Annotated in this window: 18 protein-coding genes and 1 pseudogene; 16 read left to right on the top strand and 3 right to left on the bottom strand. The window is 61.3% G+C overall.

The window, feature by feature from the left end; genetic code table 11:
• Positions 1-20 precede the first annotated feature (20 nt).
• Positions 21-905: a 3'-5' exonuclease gene (locus tag BGP00_RS15615; RefSeq protein ID WP_292925768.1), complete on the bottom strand. Its 885-nt coding sequence runs from the start codon at positions 903-905 to the stop codon at positions 21-23.
• Positions 905-1,060, bottom strand: a complete 156-nt coding sequence (locus BGP00_RS15620; protein ID WP_292924382.1) for a hypothetical protein — start codon at positions 1,058-1,060, stop codon at positions 905-907. The genes BGP00_RS15615 and BGP00_RS15620 overlap by 1 nt, the downstream gene beginning before the upstream one ends.
• A gap of 23 nt (positions 1,061-1,083) precedes the next feature.
• Here BGP00_RS15620 and BGP00_RS15625 point away from each other — a divergent pair, with 23 nt between their 5' ends.
• The 13 genes from BGP00_RS15625 (at position 1,084) to BGP00_RS15685 (ending at position 14,357) form a co-directional block, all read left to right on the top strand.
• On the top strand, positions 1,084-2,001 hold the full coding sequence (locus tag BGP00_RS15625; protein WP_292690856.1) for a HEPN domain-containing protein: 918 nt from the start codon (positions 1,084-1,086) through the stop codon (positions 1,999-2,001).
• A 164-nt stretch (positions 2,002-2,165) separates the two neighbouring features.
• Entirely contained in the window at positions 2,166-4,187 is a 2,022-nt protein-coding gene (locus BGP00_RS15630) for a conjugal transfer protein TraG (protein ID WP_292690858.1), read from the top strand.
• Complete coding sequence (locus tag BGP00_RS15635) at positions 4,184-4,615, top strand: CopG family transcriptional regulator (protein WP_292690860.1); 432 nt, start codon at positions 4,184-4,186, stop codon at positions 4,613-4,615. The genes BGP00_RS15630 and BGP00_RS15635 overlap by 4 nt, the downstream gene beginning before the upstream one ends.
• A complete protein-coding gene (trbB, locus tag BGP00_RS15640) occupies positions 4,612-5,652 on the top strand; it encodes a P-type conjugative transfer ATPase TrbB (protein ID WP_292690862.1) in 1,041 nt (346 codons plus the stop codon). Before BGP00_RS15635 ends, trbB begins: the two co-directional genes overlap by 4 nt.
• Positions 5,649-5,984, top strand: a complete 336-nt coding sequence (locus BGP00_RS15645) for a TrbC/VirB2 family protein (RefSeq protein ID WP_292690864.1) — start codon at positions 5,649-5,651, stop codon at positions 5,982-5,984. The genes trbB and BGP00_RS15645 overlap by 4 nt, the downstream gene beginning before the upstream one ends.
• Entirely contained in the window at positions 5,981-6,253 is a 273-nt protein-coding gene (locus BGP00_RS15650; protein ID WP_292690866.1) for a VirB3 family type IV secretion system protein, read from the top strand. Before BGP00_RS15645 ends, BGP00_RS15650 begins: the two co-directional genes overlap by 4 nt.
• Positions 6,247-8,691, top strand: coding sequence for a conjugal transfer protein TrbE (trbE, locus tag BGP00_RS15655; RefSeq protein WP_292690868.1), 2,445 nt, complete (start codon positions 6,247-6,249; stop codon positions 8,689-8,691). Before BGP00_RS15650 ends, trbE begins: the two co-directional genes overlap by 7 nt.
• Before the next feature lie 41 nt (positions 8,692-8,732).
• Positions 8,733-9,509 (top strand): P-type conjugative transfer protein TrbJ, encoded by a 777-nt coding sequence (gene trbJ / locus BGP00_RS15660; RefSeq protein ID WP_366522365.1) that lies wholly within the window; start codon positions 8,733-8,735, stop codon positions 9,507-9,509.
• A 182-nt stretch (positions 9,510-9,691) separates the two neighbouring features.
• Positions 9,692-11,014, top strand: coding sequence for a P-type conjugative transfer protein TrbL (gene trbL / locus BGP00_RS15665; protein ID WP_292690870.1), 1,323 nt, complete (start codon positions 9,692-9,694; stop codon positions 11,012-11,014).
• Positions 11,015-11,018: 4 nt separating this feature from the next.
• On the top strand, positions 11,019-11,831 hold the full coding sequence (trbF, locus tag BGP00_RS15670; protein WP_292691273.1) for a conjugal transfer protein TrbF: 813 nt from the start codon (positions 11,019-11,021) through the stop codon (positions 11,829-11,831).
• 194 nt (positions 11,832-12,025) lie between these two features.
• A complete protein-coding gene (gene trbG, locus BGP00_RS15675) occupies positions 12,026-12,856 on the top strand; it encodes a P-type conjugative transfer protein TrbG (protein WP_366522366.1) in 831 nt (276 codons plus the stop codon).
• Positions 12,853-14,142 (top strand): TrbI/VirB10 family protein, encoded by a 1,290-nt coding sequence (locus BGP00_RS15680; RefSeq protein WP_292690874.1) that lies wholly within the window; start codon positions 12,853-12,855, stop codon positions 14,140-14,142. Before trbG ends, BGP00_RS15680 begins: the two co-directional genes overlap by 4 nt.
• Before the next feature lie 2 nt (positions 14,143-14,144).
• Positions 14,145-14,357, top strand: a complete 213-nt coding sequence (locus BGP00_RS15685) for a DUF2274 domain-containing protein (RefSeq protein WP_292690876.1) — start codon at positions 14,145-14,147, stop codon at positions 14,355-14,357.
• A 315-nt stretch (positions 14,358-14,672) separates the two neighbouring features.
• On the opposite strand, the pseudogene BGP00_RS15690 reads toward BGP00_RS15685, so the two are convergent.
• A pseudogene (locus BGP00_RS15690) lies at positions 14,673-14,837 on the bottom strand (integrase core domain-containing protein); the annotation flags it as partial.
• Positions 14,838-14,930: 93 nt separating this feature from the next.
• On the opposite strand from BGP00_RS15690, the gene BGP00_RS15695 reads away from it, so the two are divergent.
• Genes BGP00_RS15695 through BGP00_RS15705 form a run of 3 tightly spaced genes read left to right on the top strand, consistent with a single transcriptional unit; the run spans position 14,931 to position 19,095 of the window.
• Positions 14,931-15,221, top strand: a complete 291-nt coding sequence (locus BGP00_RS15695; RefSeq protein WP_292690878.1) for an XRE family transcriptional regulator — start codon at positions 14,931-14,933, stop codon at positions 15,219-15,221.
• The gene (locus BGP00_RS15700) at positions 15,218-18,409 is read left to right on the top strand and encodes an N-6 DNA methylase (RefSeq protein ID WP_292690879.1); all 3,192 of its coding nucleotides are present in this window, start codon (positions 15,218-15,220) and stop codon (positions 18,407-18,409) included. Before BGP00_RS15695 ends, BGP00_RS15700 begins: the two co-directional genes overlap by 4 nt.
• Positions 18,406-19,095, top strand: coding sequence for a hypothetical protein (locus BGP00_RS15705; protein ID WP_292690880.1), 690 nt, complete (start codon positions 18,406-18,408; stop codon positions 19,093-19,095). The genes BGP00_RS15700 and BGP00_RS15705 overlap by 4 nt, the downstream gene beginning before the upstream one ends.
• Positions 19,096-19,312 lie beyond the last annotated feature (217 nt).

The following is a 19,312-nucleotide window of genomic DNA, read 5'->3' on the forward strand; positions in this document are numbered from 1 at the left end:
CTGTATTTGACGGGATTTTACTACGAGGTTCCGGAATACCGCTCCCGCGCCGATTGCAGGAAGATCGCCGGGGAAGCCCGTCCGGCATAAACATCCTGCCGTAACCATTCCTGCTCGCCTTCGAGTTCTTCTTCCGAGACGATCCTCCACCAGAACCGGAGTGTTGCGTCCCAGCGATAGGTCTTGGCCTTGAGAATATCCTTGGCCTCGAAGGGAGCATCAATGGCGTTGATGCGATAGCTCGGCTTTTCTGATGCCGCCATAAGCTTGGCAAGGATGGTTTCGCCATCCGGTGCGGCATGGGCAAGGAGATAGATAAGCGCCAGAATGTCATTTTCAGCGCGATGGCCTTCGTAGAACCAACCGCATTGCGCAACGAGATGGCTTAGCGCCCGCCCATCAAAACCAAGCTCCAGCCAGTCGAGTTCCGCCATCGTACAGGCCCATGGCTTTCCTGCTATAGCGGGCAGGCGGCGATCCACGAAGGGGCGGTCGAAACCGGCATTATGGGCGATGATGATATCGGCGGACGCCAGAATATCGACGGCTGCCAGTTCATCGATTGTCTTGCCGACAAGGTCTTCTGACGTAAGCCCGGTCAGTTTCGTGATGCGCGGATCGATGGGCATGCCGGGATCTTCGCGCCACACTCTCGGCGTACCGACCTGAGTGATGCGTCCCAGAGCATCGAAGCGAAAGCGTTGAACCGCAAGTTCGATAATACGATCGCTTTCCTGATCGAGCCCTGTTGTCTCGACATCGATGGCAACGCCAACGCGCATCTGGCCTTGCGGCGGCTCTGCATAGAATCGATCTACGGCGCACAGGCGACGAAGCACTCGAAAATCCGGATGGGCGCTCAGGAGTTGTTCTGCGCGATCAAGGACGTCTGAAGGAAATGTCATCAAAAGCGGCTGATAAACAGGCGGCCACGGTCGGGAAAGCTTAATGCGGTGTTTGTCGGCGATATTTCCGCAGTGGTCCACCAACTGGTGGCGAAGACGACTGTCGGCTGATTATAAAAAGAACCCATCTGTGTCGCCGGGCTTGCCAATTGCATGAATTAGAGCAAGAATCTGTCGCATGCGTAGCGACGTCGATCATCTGCCTCAGATCCAGCAAACCGAACTGGAACTGGTAAAGCAAATCCTGATGGAGGAATTTGCGAAGGCCGTTGATGGCGGCAGCCAGCCATGGCGCAAAAACGGACGCATCCTCAAGATCATTCTTTTCGGCAGCTATGCGCGCAATGATTGGGTGGATGAGCCGGAGAACGGCTACCAGTCCGATTTTGACCTGCTGATCATCGTCAGCCATCCCAACCTGACGGATATCGCCGATTATTGGTATATCGCCGAGGACAGGATCCTTCGAGAGCAAGCTATTGGCCGACCGGTCAACATCATCGTTCACAGCCTGCAGGAAGTGAATCAGGCGCTTGGGCGAGGGGAGTATTTTTGGGTCGATATCGCCCGGGACGGGATCGAGCTTTACGATCTTCCCGGCCATTCGCTGGCAACTCCGAAGCCGCTGACGCCTGCTGATGCTTACGAGATGGCTGCTGGGTACCTTCAGAAAAATCTAATATCGGTACAAAATTGGCTTCGGATGTCGGAGTTGGCTTTGGCCGAAGGAACCGACAGAGATTGGCTTAACAAGGCGGCGTTCAATCTGCATCAGGCCGCCGAGACGGCCTATGCCTGTTTTCTCCTTGTCCGAACGCTCTATTTCCCTCGGTCTCACAATATCAAATTCCTGCGCTCGCTTTCCGAAGACAATGAGCCACGCCTGATTGAAGCATGGCCCCGAGTCCAACGGATTGACCGCCGCCGCTTCGAGTTGCTCAAGCGGGCCTATGTCGAGGCGCGCTATTCGGAAAGCTTCGAGATCGGCCTCGACGATCTGGAAGCCCTGACCGCAAGCGTCCACAGATTGCGCGACGTGGTCGAAGCCATTTCCCGGGAAAGACTCGAGACGCTCAGGGAAACCGCCGGGATCTGATAATCCTGAGCGTGGTGTTGATATGCGCCCCGGAATGACAATTTCAGCCCGCAACTGATCCCGAACGACCCCGAGAGACCCCGAGAGCGCCATTCCCGATCAGGCGAATGTCGCGGAGTCTAGGCCTGTCCCCGCCGAACCCCTTCGGCGGGCGGGAGGCTCACATGACCCCGACCAAGCTGCTGATCGGCCAGATCCTTATTGTCTTCGCGATCGTGATCGCGGGCGTCTGGGCGTCAACCCAATGGGCGGCTGCCATGTTGGCCTATCAGCCGGAACTGGGCCTGCCATGGTTCGTGCTGCGGCATTGGCCGGTTTATTACCCATGGGCTCTGTTCGACTGGTGGTATCATTTCGATGCCTATGCGCCGCATGTTTTCGCCAGGGCGGGCATGCTGGCAGGCACCAGCGGATTTCTCGGCTTCCTGACCGCCGTCTTCGGATCGCTCTGGCGCGCTCGCCAGTCCAATAAGGTCACCACCTATGGTTCGGCCCGTTGGGCAAGTCGCCGCGATATTCGGCGGGCAGGCCTGTTCGGCGATCAGGGCATCATGCTGGGCACGATGGGCGAGCAATATCTCCGTCACGATGGCCCTGAGCATGTCATGGCCTTCGCGCCGACGCGATCGGGCAAAGGTGTGGGCCTCGTCGTGCCGACGCTGCTGTCATGGACCGGCTCGACGGTCGTGCATGACATCAAGGGTGAGAACTGGACGATAACGGCCGGATGGCGGGGGCAATTCTCGCACTGCCTGCAATTCAACCCGACCGATATGGCTTCGGCCCATTACAATCCGCTGCTCGAGGTACGGCGCGGCATTGACGAGGTGCGTGATGTTCAGAACATCGCGGACATCCTGGTCGATCCCGAAGGCGCGCTGGAACGCCGCAACCATTGGGAGAAGACCAGCCATTCGCTGCTGGTCGGCGCTATCCTCCATGTCCTTTATGCCGAAGAGGAGAAGACGCTCGCTCGCGTCGCAACTTTCCTCTCCGACCCTCAGCGCAGCTTTGTCGCGACGCTGCGTCGGATGATGACGACCAACCATCTGGGCGATGAGGCCAATCCGCAGGTCCATCCCGTTGTTGCCTCTGCAGCGCGCGAGTTGCTCAACAAAAGTCCGAATGAGCGTTCCGGTGTTCTTTCGACTGCCATGTCGTTCCTCGGCCTCTACCGCGATCCCACTATCGCCGAGGTCACTTCTCGCTGCGACTGGCGGATCGCTGATCTGGTCGAGGGCAACCGGCCGCTGTCGGTCTATCTGGTGATCCCGCCTTCGGACATCAGCCGCACCAAGCCGCTGATCCGCCTGATCCTCAACCAGATCGGTCGCCGACTGACCGAGAACCTCGATCAGTCGGGGGCAGGAGAGCGTAGGCACAAGCTGCTCATGATGCTCGACGAGTTCCCGGCGCTGGGCCGCCTTGATTTCTTCGAGACCAGTCTCGCTTTCATGGCGGGATATGGCATCCGTGCCTTCCTGATTGCTCAGAGCCTCAACCAGATCGAGAAGGCTTACGGCGAGCACAACGCTATCCTCGACAATTGCCATGTCCGGGTCGCCTTTGCCACCAATGACGAACGCACCGCAAAGCGACTGTCCGATGCATTGGGTACGGCGACCGAGCAGCGCGCCATGCGCAATTACGCCGGTCACCGGCTCGCGCCCTGGCTGGCTCATGTCATGGTCAGCCGTCAGGAAACCGCCCGCCAGCTTTTGACGCCGGGCGAGGTGATGCAGCTTCCGCAGCGCGACGAACTGGTCCTGATTTCCGGTCTGGCACCGATCCGGGCGACCAAGCTCCGCTACTTCCTTGATCCCAATTTCACCGAACGGCTCTTGGCGGCGCCTGAACAGAAGCCGGGGCTGTATGTGGACCGCCCGCCTCTTCGGGCGAATGATTGGGCTGGCCAGATCCGGGGCACGGATGTTCGCCTTCACCCGGTTGAGGAAGAAGAAAGCACTGGCGAAGATGGCGGTGTTGAGCAGGCTCAGCAACCTGGCCTGCCTCAGCAGCCCGTGCGTGAGTCTGCCGCTGCCGATCCTCGTGAGGCCGAGCTTCAGACGGATGATGAAAATGCTCCGGCCGACAAGCAGGCGATGGATCAGGCCCAGAGCCTGACGGCTTCCCGTAGCTATGGCTTCGATGAGAGCAACCCTCATACGCAGGTTCTCGGGCTGTGAAGCGCCCCCTCAACATCCGCCACAACCTCTATTTCGACCGGGAGGTCAGCGAGGCGATGAAGGCAATCGCGGCTGGTCCCGGCGGCAATATGAGCCGTCTGGTCAATGACGCGCTGCGTGACTGGCTGGCCCGCAAGGCGACGCGTGAGATTGATGACCTTCTCAAGCCCCGGCTCGACCGCATGTCGCGCGAGATTGCGGGCGCCCGGCGTGACATTGATGTGCTTCTTGAAAGCCTTGCACTTTTCATCCGCTACCAATTGACCGTGACAGCACCCCTGCCGGAAGCCGATATCGCGGGCAGGGCGGTTGGCCGCGACCGCTTCGAGGCCTTCGTAGCGCAGGTCGGGCGGCAAATGGCCGGCAATGCCCGCACACTCGCACCTAACGCCAAAGACGGCGACCGCTGTGAGGACAAACGGTCATGACCGGCGCAGGCATTGATCATGCCACTGGCACCGTCACCGATATCGCCGCCCGGCGCCGCCGCGCCATGCTGCGCAGCGCGATGGGCCCCGCCATCGCCGATGCTCTGACCGATCCTCTGGTGGTCGAGATCATGGTCAACCCCGATGGCCGCCTCTGGCTCGACCGGCTGGGGCAGGGGCGCGTCGATACCGGCATCCTGTGCGATCCGGGTCAAACTGAACGTATCATCCGCCTGGTCGGCAGCCACGCGCGCGGTGAAGTCCATGCCGACGCCCCCATCGTCTCGGCCGAACTGCCGCCCCATGGCGAAGGCGCGGGCGAGCGCTTTGAAGGCCTGCTCCCTCCGGTGACGCAGGCGCCCTGCTTTGCAATCCGCAAACCGGCGGCAAGGATCCATCGCCTCGCCGACTATGCCCGCGACGGCATCATGGATGAGGCCATGGCCCGGACAATGGCCCATGCCGTGGCCGAGCGCCGCAACATCCTGGTCGTGGGCGGAACGAGTTCGGGCAAGACCACGCTTGTCAATGCGTTGCTCGCCGAGATGGCCCATCTTGAGGAACGGGTGATCCTCATTGAGGACACGCGCGAGCTGCAATGCGCAGCCGCCGACACGGTCGCGCTGCGCACCCGCGCGGGTCATGTCACGATGGCCGATCTGGTGCGCTCGACGCTGCGCCTGCGCCCCGACCGGATCATCGTGGGCGAGATCAGGGGCGCCGAAGCGCTCGATATGCTCAAGGCCTGGAACACCGGGCACCCCGGCGGCATCGCCACGGTCCATGCCAATAGCGCGGCATCGGCGCTCAACCGCATCGAGCAACTGGTGCAGGAAAGCGTCGCCACGGTGCCGCGCGCGCTCATTGCCGAGGCGATCGACCTCATCATCTTCATTTCAGGGCGCGGCCATGCTCGCCGCGTCGAAACCGTCCTGCGCGTCCATGGGCTGCGGCCCGACGGCGCCTACGACCTCGCCGCACTCGCGCGAGACCTTCCACCCCAGCCTGCCATCCCAAACCAAGGAGATAAGTCATGACCTCATCGCATGCCTTCAACCTGCGCGCTGCCTTCCTGCCCGGCGCGGCGCTTGCTGTCTCGCTGCTGCTCGCCGATCCCGCTCTGGCCTCGGGCACCGGCATGCCCTGGGAGACCCCGCTCAACAATATTCTCGAATCCGTGCAGGGCCCGGTCGCCAAGATCATCGCAGTGATGATCATCATCACCACCGGTCTGACGCTGGCCTTTGGCGAGACGGCGGGCGGTTTCCGGCGGTTGATCCAGATCGTCTTTGGCCTGTCCATTGCCTTTGCCGCTTCCAGCTTCTTCCTCTCCTTCTTCAGCTTCGGCGGCGGAGCGCTGGTCGGGTGAGCGATGCCGACACCCATCCCGAAGGGTTCGAGGCGCCGATCCATCGGTCGCTGACGCAGCCTATATTGCTGGGCGGGGCTCCGCGCGGGCTGGCCATCGTCAATGGGACGCTGGCTGCCGCGCTGGGCCTCGGCCTCCAGCAATGGATCGCGGGACTGGTCGCATGGGCTCTGGGCCACACGCTCGCGGTCTTTGCCGCGCGGCACGATCCCGATTTTGCCGCCGTGCTGATGCGCCACCTTCGCCAGCGAGGATATTTCTCATGCTGAATCTGCGCGAATATCGCAGCCGGGCTGACCGGCTCGCCGATCACCTGCCGTGGGCCGCGCTGGTCGCGCCGGGGGTGTTGCTCAACAAGGATGGCAGCTTCCAGAAGACCCTGCGCTTTCGCGGGCCGGATCTGGAATCAGCAACACCGGCCGAACTGGTCTCGATCTCGGCACGGGCCAACAATGTGCTGCGCCGCTTCGGCTCGGGCTGGGCGCTTCATATCGAGGCGCAGCGCCGCGAGGCCCTGTCCTATCCGCAGGGCAGCTTCCCCGATGCCGCCTCATGGCTGGTCGATGAGGAAAGGCGTGCCGGTTTCGAGGCTGAAGGCAGCCATTTCGAGAGCCGGACCTATCTGACCCTGACCTTCCTGCCTGCGCCCGATCAGATCGACCGGGCAGGGCAGGTGCTGCTCGAACGCCCCGAGGAGAGTGCCGGGCGTGACTGGCGCCAGGGCCTTGCCCGGTTCGAGGCCGAAGTGTCGCGCGTGCTCGATCTGCTGGCCGGCTTTATGCCCGAGATTGCCGCGCTCGATGATGCCGAGACGCTGACCTATCTCCATGGCACGATATCGCCCCGGCAGCACCTGGTCGCGGTCCCCGAAGTGCCGATCTATCTCGACGGATTGCTCGCCGATACGCCGCTCACCGGCGGGCTCGAACCAATGCTGGGCGAGACGCATCTGCGCGTGGTCACCATCCTCGGTTTTCCCGGCAGCAGCCAGCCTGGCATGCTCGATGCGCTCAACCACCAGGACTTTGCCTATCGCTGGGTCACCCGCTTTATCGCCCTCGACAAGACCGAGGCGACCAAGGCGCTGACAAAGCTGCGGCGACAATGGTTCAACAAGCGCAAGTCGGTCACCGCCATGCTGCGCGAGGTGATGTACAACCAGCCCGCGCAATTGATGGACAGCGACGCTGACAACAAGATGGTCGATGCCGATCTCGCGCTTCAGGCGCTGGGCGGCGATCATGTCGCCTTCGGCTATCTCACCACCACGATCACCGTGATGGACAGTGACCGCAAACGCGTCGAGGACAAGCTCCGCACGGTCGAACGCATCGTCAACGGTCTGGGCTTTACCTGCATCCGCGAGGGCATGAATGCCGTCGAGGCGTGGCTCTCCAGCCTGCCGGGACAGGTCTATGCCAATGTCCGGCAGCCGTTGGTCCATACGCTCAACCTTGCTCATCTGATGCCGCTTTCCTCAGTCTGGGCAGGACCGGCGCGCAATGAACATCTGGCGGGGCCACCTTTGCTGCAGGCCCGCACCAGCGGATCGACGCCGTTCCGCCTGTCCACCCATGTCGGCGATCTGGGCCATATGATGATTGCCGGACCGAGCGGGGCGGGCAAATCGGTGCTGCTCGGCCTCATCGCCCTGCAATTCCGCCGCTATCCCGACAGTCAGATCTATATGTTCGACAAGGGCCTGTCCGCGCGCGCCGCCGTGCTGGCCTGCGGCGGATCGCATCATGCGCTGGGGCTGGGCGTTGTCGATGAGAGCAACGAAAGCGGGGAGGGCACCATCGCCTTCCAGCCGCTGCGCCATATCACCCGTTCGGACGAACGGGTATGGGCGGCGCAATGGATCGGCGCGCTGCTGGCTCACGAGAAAGTGCTGGTGACGCCCGAGATCAAGGACATGGTCTGGTCGGCGCTCACCAGCCTTGCCGGCGCGCCTGCATCCGAGCGCACCATGACCGGGCTTACCATGTTGCTCCAGTCATCCATGCTGCGTTCGGCCCTCTCGCCCTATACGCTGGAGGGGCCTTTCGGCGGCCTGCTCGATGCCGCGCGCGACGATCTCGCGCTCAGCGATCTGCAATGTTTCGAGACCGAGGCGCTGATGGGGCAGGCAGGCGCCATCGCGCCGGTGCTGACCTATCTCTTCCACCGGCTCGAGGCCCGTTTCACCGGGCGGCCGACGCTGCTGATCCTCGATGAGGCATGGGTCTTTCTCGACCACCCGCTGTTTGCCGCGCGGATCCGCGAATGGCTCAAGGTGCTGCGCAAAAAGAATGTCTCAGTCATCTTTGCGACCCAGAGCCTGGCCGATATCGCGCAAAGCACCATCGCGCCTGCCATCATCGAAAGCTGTCCTCAGCGCATCCTGCTGCCTAATGACCGCGCCATCGAGCCGCAGAGCCGGGCCAGCTACGAACGCTTCGGTCTTAACAGCCGCCAGATCGAGCTGATCAGCCGGGCCACGCCCAAACGGCATTATTACCTGCAATCCTCGCGCGGCAATCGCCTGTTCGAACTGGGGCTGGGGCCGGTTGCGCTGGCGCTGGTCGGTTCCGCCGATCCCGTCACCCAGCGGCTGATCGATCGCCTGCTGGCCGAGCATCCCCGATCCGACTTTGCCGCCCGTTTTCTGGCCGAACGGGGCCTGCCCTGGGCCGCTGACCTGCTCAAGGAGCACGCCGCCTCCTGACCATCATTCCCCAACACGCACCAACGCAAAGGAGAAGTCCCATGTCTTCTGTTTCGCCCCGGCCTCGCGTCAAACTCCACTTCAGGAGCTACCTCAAACCCCGCCTCAAACCCTGGCTCATCACCGCGACCACCATGCTGGCGAGCGCCGCTATGCTGATGACCCGGCCGGTTCAGGCGCAATGGACGGTCTTTGACCCCAGCAATTACAGCCAGAACATCCTGACCGCTGCGCGCACGCTTCAGCAGATCAACAACCAGATCACCATGCTGCAAAATCAGGCGCAGAGCCTGATCAATCAGGCCAAAAACCTCTCGACCGTCTCTTTCCCCGAGCTCTCGGCCATTGGCCAGACCCTGACTCAGGTGAACCAGCTGATGGCGCAGGCCCAGAGCATCGAGTTCAGGGTCGCCAACCTCGACAGTCAGTTCAAGGCGATGTTCCCAACAAGTTTCAATCAGGCCCTGACCAACAGCCAGCAGGTGACGGCGGCGCGCGCCCGGCTCAGCAGCTCGATGGCGGCCTTCCAGCAGACGATGACCGTGCAGGCGCAGATCACCGAGAACATCGCTTCAGACACGGTCAATCTCTCGGCCCTTTCGAGCCGCAGCCAGAGCGCGCAGGGCGCCTTGCAAGCAACGCAGGCGACCAACCAACTGCTCGCGCTCATCGCCAAACAGCAGCTCCAGCTCCAGGCGATGATGGCCGCGCAGTTCCGTGCCGAGGCCATCGACCGGGCCAATCGCACCCAGTCGCAATCCGATGCGCAGGGCGCGACCGCCAAATTCCTCGGATCCGGCACAGCCTACACGCCATGAGGGCAGCATCTATGAAGTCGGCCCCAAAGAGGCCGACCGCAGGGCGGCGGGCTTAGCCTCCCCCCACCGTCCGCCTTGTCGCGGGGTCTGTTCCCGATGCTCCCCGGACCCCGCGGCCTCTTTGCCAGCCACGCTTCTCCCTCCCGTCAGGACACATCAGGACAAATCAGGACATAAGCGCCATGAACAATCTCAACATCATCGACGATTTTCTGAGCGGCTTCTCGACCTATCTCGACAGCGGCTTTGGTCTGCTGGGCGGAGATGTCCATGCGCTGAGCACGGTGCTGATCGGTATCGATGTTACGCTGGCCGGGCTGTTCTGGGCGCTGGGCGGTGAGGATGATGTGCTCGCGCGCTTCCTGCGCAAGATCCTCTATGTCGGCGCCTTTGCCTATATTATCGGCCACTTCTCCGCGCTCTCGACCATCATCTTCAAGAGCTTTGCTCAGGCCGGGATCACCGCCGGGGGCGGCACCATGGCAGCGAGCGACCTGCTCAAGCCCGGCAAGCTGGCGGGCACCGGTTTCTCGGCGGCCTGGCCTTTGCTCAATCAGGCCAGCGAGATGCTGGGCTTCACCAGCTTCTTCGACAATTTCCTGACCATCGTCGTGCTGCTGATCGCCTGGGCCATCGTGATCCTCGCCTTCTTCATTCTGGCGGTGCAGCTCTTCATCACCATCCTCGAATTCAAACTCACAGGGCTGGCGGGTTTCATCCTTGTGCCCTTTGCCCTGTGGAACCGCACCAATTTCCTCGCCGAGCGCGTGCTGGGCAATGTGGTCACCTCGGGGATCAAGGTTATGGTGCTCGCCGTCATCGTCGGCATCGGCTCGACCTATTTCGGGCAGTTCACCAATGCGCTTCAGGGGCAGGAGCCCGATATAGCGCAGGCGATGAGCCTTGTGCTCGCCAGCCTTGCTTTGCTGGGCCTTGGCATCTTCGGTCCCACCATTGCGAGCGGTCTCGTCGCCGGGGCGCCGCAGCTTGGCGCCGGATCGGCGATGGCCACCGGCGCGCTGGCGGCGGGTGGCCTTGCTGCGACCGCAGGTACCGGTATCGGCGCGGCGCGGGGGCTGGCGGGAGCTGGTCTGGGCGCGGTCCGCGCGGGCACGTCGATGGGGTCGGCCACCGCCTCAGCCTACCGCACCGGCCAGCAGGAAACGGGTGCCGGCACCGTCGGCGCCGGGCTGCGCGGCATCTACAATGCCGCGCGCAGCAGGATGGCCGGAGGGGCTACGGGGCAGGGCGAGGGCGCCTCGGGCACCAATAGGGACGGCGAGGCTGCATCAGGCCCTTCGGTCACCCCTGCTCAAGGCCAATCCGGCGGCGTGCCGGGCGACGCCGCTGCCCAGGGCAACAATGATGCCACGCCCGTTTGGGCGCGCAAGCTGCAATCCCGCCAGAACGCTCGTCATCGCCGGCAGATGATCACCCATGCGCTGCAATCGGGCGACCGCGGCGGTGCGGGCGCCCATCCCGACATCAAGGAAAAGGAGGACTGACATGATGCCGTTCAAACGCGCGGTCCAGCGTTACGGACAGACACCGCAAGCCGAAACTCCCTATCACAAGGCCGGCCAGCTCTGGGATGAGCGGATCGGCAATGCCCGCGTGCAGGCGGCCAACTGGCGCCTTATGGCCTTTGGCACGCTGACTTTGGCCGGCGGCCTTGCCATAGCACTGGTCTGGCAATCGCTGCAAAGCCGGGTCGTGCCCTATGTGGTCGAGGTCGATCGCCTGGGCGAGGCGCGCGCGGTTACGCTGGCGCAGAGCGCCTATCAGCCCAGTGATCCGCAGATCGCATGGTTCCTTGCCCGCTTCATCAAGGATGTCCGTTCGCGCTCGCTCGATCCGGTGCTGATGCGGGGCGACTGGCTTCAGGCCTATGATTTTGTCTCGCCGCGCGGCGCGCTGTTCCTTGGCGACTATGCCCGCGCCGATGATCCCTTCGCCAGGGCGGGCGAGAAGACCGTATCGGTCGAGGTGACCAGCGTGGTTAGGGCCTCGGATCGCTCGTTTCAGGTCAAATGGACCGAAACCACCTATGAGCGCGGCAGCCTTGTGGGCAGCACGCGCTGGACCGCGATGGTTTCAGTGGCGCTCAAACCCCCCAAGCAGGCCGACATTCTGCGCAAGAACCCGCTCGGCCTCTATGTCGATGCCATCGACTGGAGCCGCGAACTCGACAGCGCGGCGGATCGTCCGGCCCCCGGCAATCCTGCCGCGCCTGCTGCCAATCCTCGCTTCCCGGCCCCGACCGCGCAGCCCGATGCGACCACCCCGGCCACCACGCCCTCTCAAACGGAGAACCGTCCATGAAGACCTTGTTCCTTGTGGCAAGCCTGCTTGCCGGTGCCGCTGCGGCCATGGCGGCCTCTCCTAATCCCGCTGCTCCGCCAAAGCCCACTCCAACGCAGGCGGCCACCGCGGCGACGCAGGCGACAGGGGCTCCAAAGCCTGCTCTCAAGCCAGCGGCTACTAAAGCCGCACCTGCTCCATTGGCTGCGCCAGCCATGCCCGCCAAGCCTACTATCACCCGGCCTCATCGCCGCGCGAAGCCACGTCTCACGCCTGCCGAATGGCGGGTGCAGGCCGCGAACCAGAATGCGATGCAGGAACCGCAGGTTCAGGGCTTCATGAATGCCCTGCAGGTCTATGCCTGGAGCGATGGTGTGCTCTATCATCTGCTCACATCCCCGGGCCGGGTGAGCGACATCATCCTGCAACCGGGCGAGACCATCACCTCGATCGCGGCGGGCGATACGGCGCGCTGGACCGTTGGGGATACCAGCAGCGGAGCAGGTGAGGGCAAACGGGTTCATATTCTTGTCAAACCCTTCTCGGCGGGGCTGGCGACCAATCTTGTCATCGCGACCGATCGGCGGACCTATCATCTGCAACTCACCAGCACGCCGGGCACGGCGATGGCGGGTCTGTCCTGGACCTATCCTGCCGATGAATTGCTGGCGATCAGGCGCAAGGAGGCCGAGGATAAGGCCATCGCGCCGGTGGCGACGGGGCTGGATATTCAGCGCCTGAGTTTTGCCTATGTGATGACCGGCGATGCGCCAGCATGGCGTCCCTTGCGTGCCTTTGACGATGGGCGGCAGACCTTTATCGAATTTCCGGCCGGCATCGGTACGGGTGAGGCGCCGCCGCTCTTCGTGATCGGCGAGAAGGGCGAGGCCGAACTTGTCAATTACCGGATGATGGGCCGCTTCTATGTCGTGGACCGGCTGTTTGGCGCCGCCGAATTGCGGCTGGGCGGCAAGCAGCAGGCAGTGGTGCGGATCACGCGCGGTGCGCCCGAGGCAGGGCGCCACGGTGGCGGGAGGGTGTCATGAGCGAGACGCCAAACGGCGAGCCGCAGGCCGAAGCGGTTCAGGAGACGTCTCAGGCCGAAGCACCGCGCAAGCTCGATCCGGAAAGTCTGGTTCTGCGCGGGCGGCCACGCGGTGTGGTGCGTTTCAGGAAGGAACTGATCATCGGTATCGCTGCGGTCGCGATGATCGGCATCGGCGCGGTGGCCTGGATCGGGTTGCAGCCGAGCATGCCGCATATGATCGTCGGGGGCGATGATAATACGAGTCCGGCGAGCGCGCCCAGGCCGAGCGGTGAATTGCTGGCCAATGCGCCCAAAACCTATGGGGAAGTGCCGAAGCTTGGGCCGCCATTGCCGGGCGATCTGGGCAAGCCGATCCTGGATCAGCAGCGGGCGGCAGTCGCGGTTTCGGTGGCGGGCGCGCCCTCGCCCTCGCAGAGGGATCAGGCTTTGGCTGCCGAGCGTCAGCGTCGCGGTGAGGAGGTGAGGGCCGCGCGGGAATCCGGTGTCATGATGCAGATGGCGGGCGGCACGCAGGCAGGGCAGGGGACAGGAATCCCTGCTGCCATGCCCGTATCAGTCGCCGGGGCTGGCGACGCCGCGCAGGATGCTCGGCCCGGGCGTATGGTGCTCGATCCCGAACACGACCCCGGGCAGCAGCAGCGCAAGGCCGATTTTGTCGCAGCCACCAATGACAAGAGCGATCTCAATCCGCATGCGGTGGTGGCACTGCCATCACCCTATACGCTGATGGCGGGCACGGTGATCGCCGCCAGTCTGATCACCGGCGTCAATTCTGATCTGCCGGGGCTGGTGAGCGCGCAGGTCACCCAGAATGTCTATGATACGGCCACCGGGCGCTATCTGCTTCTGCCGCAAGGTGCGCGGCTGATCGGCAGCTATGACAGCGTCGTGGCCTATGGGCAGAAGCGGGCCTTGCTGGTGTGGCAGCGGATCATCCTGCCCGATGGTTCTTCGGTCAAGATCGACAATGTGCCAGCCACGGACACGGCGGGCTATGCGGGCCTTGCCGACAAAGTCGATCTGCATAGCTGGCAGCTTATCAAGGGTGTGGTGCTCTCCAGCCTGCTGGGCGTTGGAACCCAGCTGAGCTTCGGCAATGACGAGAGCGATCTGCTGCGTGCCATCCGCCAGTCCACCCAGCAAAGCGCCTCGCGGGCGGGCGATCAGATCGTGCGTCAGGCGCTCAATATTCAACCCACCATCACCGTTCGGCCGGGTTGGCCGCTGCGCGTGGTGGTGCACAAGGACATCGTCATGCGCCCTTGGGGCCGGGAAGGGAGGTAATCATGGTCGATCTCAAACTTGGCAAACTACCTGATCGCACGCCTGTGAAGCTGACGATTAGCATCATGCCTGATCTTCATCGGCGGTTGCTGGATTATGCGGCGGCCTATGCTGAGGCCTATGGGCAGGAGGACGCTGTGGTCGATCTTCTTCCTGCGATGCTCACGGCGTTTCTTGAAAGTGACAAGGGTTTCTCGCGACGCGGGAGGACATGACATGGGAAAATCTGGTCGGGATATACCAATGGAACCATTGATAACCGCAGATGAATTTGCTGCTCTTGCGGGCGTTTCGCGGAGAACGTTGGACCGGTTTCGCCGCGTCCGGCCCTCGGGCTTTCCAATAGAATATGATCTTTCGCGTGGGTGCGTGCCTCGCCCAAGGTTTAAAATCGCGGAGGTGCGCAGATGGATCGATACTCGAGCGCTCTGGTAGAAATCGGGGCGTCGTACGCCGCCAAACACGCCGTTCGAGGCGCGAGCGCGAACAGACGCATGGTCGGCGAAGTTAGCTGAAGCCCTGCCGAATTAGGTATCAGCAGGCGTCACGTTATTCAGGCTCTCATGACAGCGCTGGTGGTTGTAGTGCTCGATAAAAGCTTCGATCTGGTTTTCGAGGTCACCGGGCAGGAAGTAATTTTCCAGCAGGATGCGATTTTTCAAGGTCTGATGCCAGCGCTCGATCTTGCCCTGTGTCACCTTGCCTTCAAGCTGAAAGATCGCACCACTTTACAACACAGCATTTAATGTGCATCTACACAGAAATTTGTGTGTTCCGGGGAGGCGGTCGTGACATACACCGATTTTATCGCGGAACTTGACAAGGCTGCCCTGACGATCCGCGCATTTGCGGGGCTCGTAGGTATGCGCCCCAATTCCATCTCCAATTACGCAAGCCATGGCGAGGTGCCCACGCACCTTGGCCTTATCGCTGCTCTGCTGGCTGAACTGAAAAAGCATGAAATTCCCAACGAAGCCGCGCTCGCCAGAGCAGTGCCATTGGCAAAACGGTCACGAGGCCGGGCCAAACCGGGCAGGTTTGGAGGCGATCCCCAGGAACAATTGGACCTTGGCCGATGACGTTGGCTGAGCCCTTAAACCTGCAAAGCGTGGCCAGCGCACTTGGCTGGCCCGATAGACCGGAGGTACTGTCTCCTCCGGGCGCAGGCCCTGCCACTTTTGCAGACTTGGCTCAAAACAAGATCGGCAGTGCCCTTGCTCGTTTCGCACCGGACATGGAATGCAGGATCGGAGTGCTTGCGGCCAATCCGAGTGACGATGCGACGGAAGCTCCAATGGCTCTGGTCGTCGAAATCGGTGGTAAGGCAGCCGACGGTTTCCTGACCGAGTTGCATCGGCTTGCCTGGAATTTTTCGCACTGCCCCGTGCTCATTACGGTTGAGCCCGATATCGTGCGGGTTTGGAGTTGCTGCGAGGCGCCGGTTGACGATGCCTCCGTCGAGCGAAGGCTGGTTCATGCTGTCGGTGCATCTGATCTCCAGGTTTCAGCAACCGGGACACTCGAAGCGAGCGCTGCGCGCGCGCTCCATTGGCTGAACCTCGTCTCAGGGCAGTTTTTGGCGATGTATGCGCCACGCTTCCGTCGCGATGGTCGCGCGGACCAAATGCTGTTACAAAACCTCGGGGAAATCCGAGACCAGTTGCGCAAGACCGGCCTGACAGACGATGATGTCAGTCACGATCTGCTTGCGCGCGTGATTTTCGTTCAGTTTCTGCTCGACAGGCGAGATGCCGATGGCGCTGCTGCCCTAGACGCAACGAAACTGGCCGAGTTGCACAAGCAGGGGATCATGTCGCGTGAATACGCTTCATTGCCAGAGATCCTCGAGAATTACGACGACACCTATAGCCTTTTTGATTGGTTGAACCTCCGCTTCAATGGCGACCTGTTTCCCGGCAAGGGCGCGACCGCAGAGCAACGCGCAGCGGGATGGGAAACCGAGCGCGCCCGGGTTTCTTCCAACCATCTTCAATTGCTCGCCAACTTTCTGCGCGGTGATATGGTACTGGTGTCGGGGCAGCGATGCCTTTGGCCGCTCTATGCCTTCGATGTGATCCCACTCGAATTTATCAGCAGTATCTACGAAACCTTCGTGACGGAACGTGCCTCGGAACAGGGTATATTCTACACACCGTCATACCTTGTCGATTTCGTACTCGATCAGGTTCTTCCGTGGAGCGGCGATGCCTGGGACTTGCGCATTCTCGATCCTGCGTGCGGCTCGGGCATTTTTCTCGTCAAAGCATTTCAGCGCCTTGTACACCGCTGGAAGCGGGCCCATCCTCGCGCTGCCATTTCAGCCGACCTCATGCGGCGGTTGCTGACAGAGAATTTGCTCGGAGTGGACAAGGACCCCCATGCAGTCAGGGTCGCCTGCTTCAGCCTCTACTTGGCTATGTGTGACGAGATCGAGCCGCGCCGCTATTGGACTGAGATTCACTTCCCGGCAATGCGGGGCGTGAGGCTGATCTGTTCTGACTTCTTCGAAGAGCGGCCGGGTTTCACAACACTCACGCAAAACACCGACATGTTTGAGGAGGCGTACGACCTCATCATCGGCAATGCTCCTTGGGGAAAAAACTTGCTGACGGATCACGCTCTGGCGTGGAGCGAGAACGAAGACCACCCGTGGTCGGTCGCGAACAAGGACATCGGCTGCCTGTTTCTTGCCAAAGGGGCGCTGCTTCTGAAGCCCACTGGAAGATTGGCGCTGATACAGTCTGCGGCTTCGCTCCTCTTCAACCTTGGCAAGCCTGCAAAGGAGTTTCGCCAGAAGCTGTTTTCGTCGCACAGCGTCGAGGCGGTCTTCAATCTTTCGGCGCTGCGTTTCCAGACGTTCGCGCGCAAGGGTCACACGCGCAAAGTGTCGGTGTCGCCCTCGTGTATCGTGGTGCTGAGGTCTCAAGCGCCCGCGCTGGAGGCCAGTATCGCTTATGTGAGCCCCAAGGCTCCGCCAGAAACCGTGCAGGAACTATCGGTCCCCGTAGCGCCGGGGGATTATCGGTGGATTAGCGCGGAAGTTGCGGCTTCTGAGCCATTGGTATGGACAGCTCTCATGTGGGGCACACCACGCGACCTCGAGCTTCTGCGCAAATTGCGTCGATGGCCCACCCTCGCCACGCATATCGCGCAGCGTCGCGCCAGTTCTCGTGAGGGCGTTATCTTCGGTAATCGCATGAAAGTATTTGATAATTTTAGTGATCGCCGAATGTTTAGCGCTGGCAGCTTCCCTCTCGACTCTCCGGTTTACCTCGATGCACGCAGGGTTCCGTTTGTTAGAGAGAGCGAGGAGGGCGGAATTTTGAGAGCCGATGGGAGAGCATCGACTGACTTCTCTGCCTTTTCATCACCGCAGCTACTCATCAAGCAGGGTTGGCAGATAGAGACCAGCCGTTTCCAAGCCCGCCTTGTGCGCTCTTCGGAGGACAGCGGCATTCTATGCTCTCAGAGCTATGTCACCGTCACAGGCGAGCAAGATGTTTTGTCTGCCGCATGTCTCACTTACAACAGCAAACTGGCAACGTATTTCTTGCAACTGACAAGCGGCCGTATGGCGAGCTATCGACCCGAGACTACGAAGGCGGACCTATTGGAGGTTCCGTTGCCGCGCGAAGCTGGTGAGCTCAATGTTGTCCGGAATCCAGCCGACTTTGATACGATGGTTTTTGATGCCTTCGCATTGAAGGATGCCGAGCGTGTCCTGATTGACGATATGGTAGACATCCACATCGCGGACTTCCGAAATAAAAAGGAGCGGCCCGGGCAGCGTTCCACCAGATCAGGGGCCGGCCCCTTGTTCACCAATGACCGAACAGAAGAGCCGGTTCTCAGCGCCTATGCAGAATACTTCATAAGAGTCATCAAGGCAGGCTTCGGGGCCGACAAGAGCATTCGGACGAAGATTTTCTGCCCGAGAAGCAGTGAGCCCCTTCCCTTCCGATTGATATCGTTTGAGCTGACGGACGAGGACTGTCCCGTTCCTGAACTTGTCGAGACAGACGCGCCGGTGCTGCTGGCCGAAATGCAAAAGGCAGCGCAGCGTTACCGAGCGGAATCCGGCAGCCGCCAAGCCGCCGGACTTGTCGCGCGGGTCTATGCTGGCAGTGCCGAGGTGCCGACGATCTTCATTCTCAAGCCCGATGCGGTTCGTTATTGGACGCGCTCTGCGGCACTCAACGATGCAGACGAAGTATCGTCTGACCTGTTCTCCATGTTGGGAGGGGCAGAAAGGCCTGGGGCCCTGTGATACAGTTGCCTGCATGGAACCGCACTCAGCCTGCCGCTGATGCTGCTTTCGTCACTGGCGCTGCACGGTGGTTGCAAAACAGCGAAGGAACAATGTTGAGGCGGGTCTGGGAAGGCTCCGACCTGCTTGAACAAACGCGCCTGGTCTTCGATGGCGGTGACCTTGAACGCAGCATCACCGAGCGGCTGGAAAGCTGTATTCAGGAAAGCATGTCAGGGGATGAACCCTTCACAGTCCAACACGGGCCATATGAGCGTGAAACCAAACTGCCCGCACCAGCACAGCCGCCTCAATACGACATCGCGTTCGTTTTCCGCGCAGACCCCCGGGTGATGTGGCCATTAGAAGCAAAGGTTCTGGAAACACCGAGAGCTGTGGCCGCCTATGTCCATGATGTAAACGAACAGTATTTGACTTGCCGCTATGCTCCTTTTTCTGCATCCGGAGCGATGGTTGGATATTTACTGACCGGCAATGCCGCAGATGTGTTTACCACTCTGTCAGGGCGCCTTGCCTGCTCGCTCGAGCCATCTGTACATCATGTCGAACGTATGGAGCGCTACTCGGACCACGTTCGGGCAGTGCCACATGGCAAGCCCTACCCCTCACCGTTCAGGTGCCATCATGTTATACTTTCGTTCGAAGGCGTATCGCGAACAAAGACTTTAGCCCCGAACGTAGTGTAGAAGGTGCTGATGACGGTGCTCTCGAGAAATTCGATCTTCTGCTTTGCGATGAGGGTGGCAACCATCAGATACATACCAAGACCTATTTTAAGCGTTTTTGAATATGCGTTAACCGATGCTCACATCGGTAGGAGGAGAGAATGTAATGAGAGGTGCAAACAATACTTGGGACCTCTGTGTCTAGATTTGTGTCATTGACGACTTTCGATAATTGATT

Source organism: Novosphingobium sp. 63-713, from assembly GCF_001898925.1.
Lineage (GTDB): Bacteria > Pseudomonadota > Alphaproteobacteria > Sphingomonadales > Sphingomonadaceae > Novosphingobium.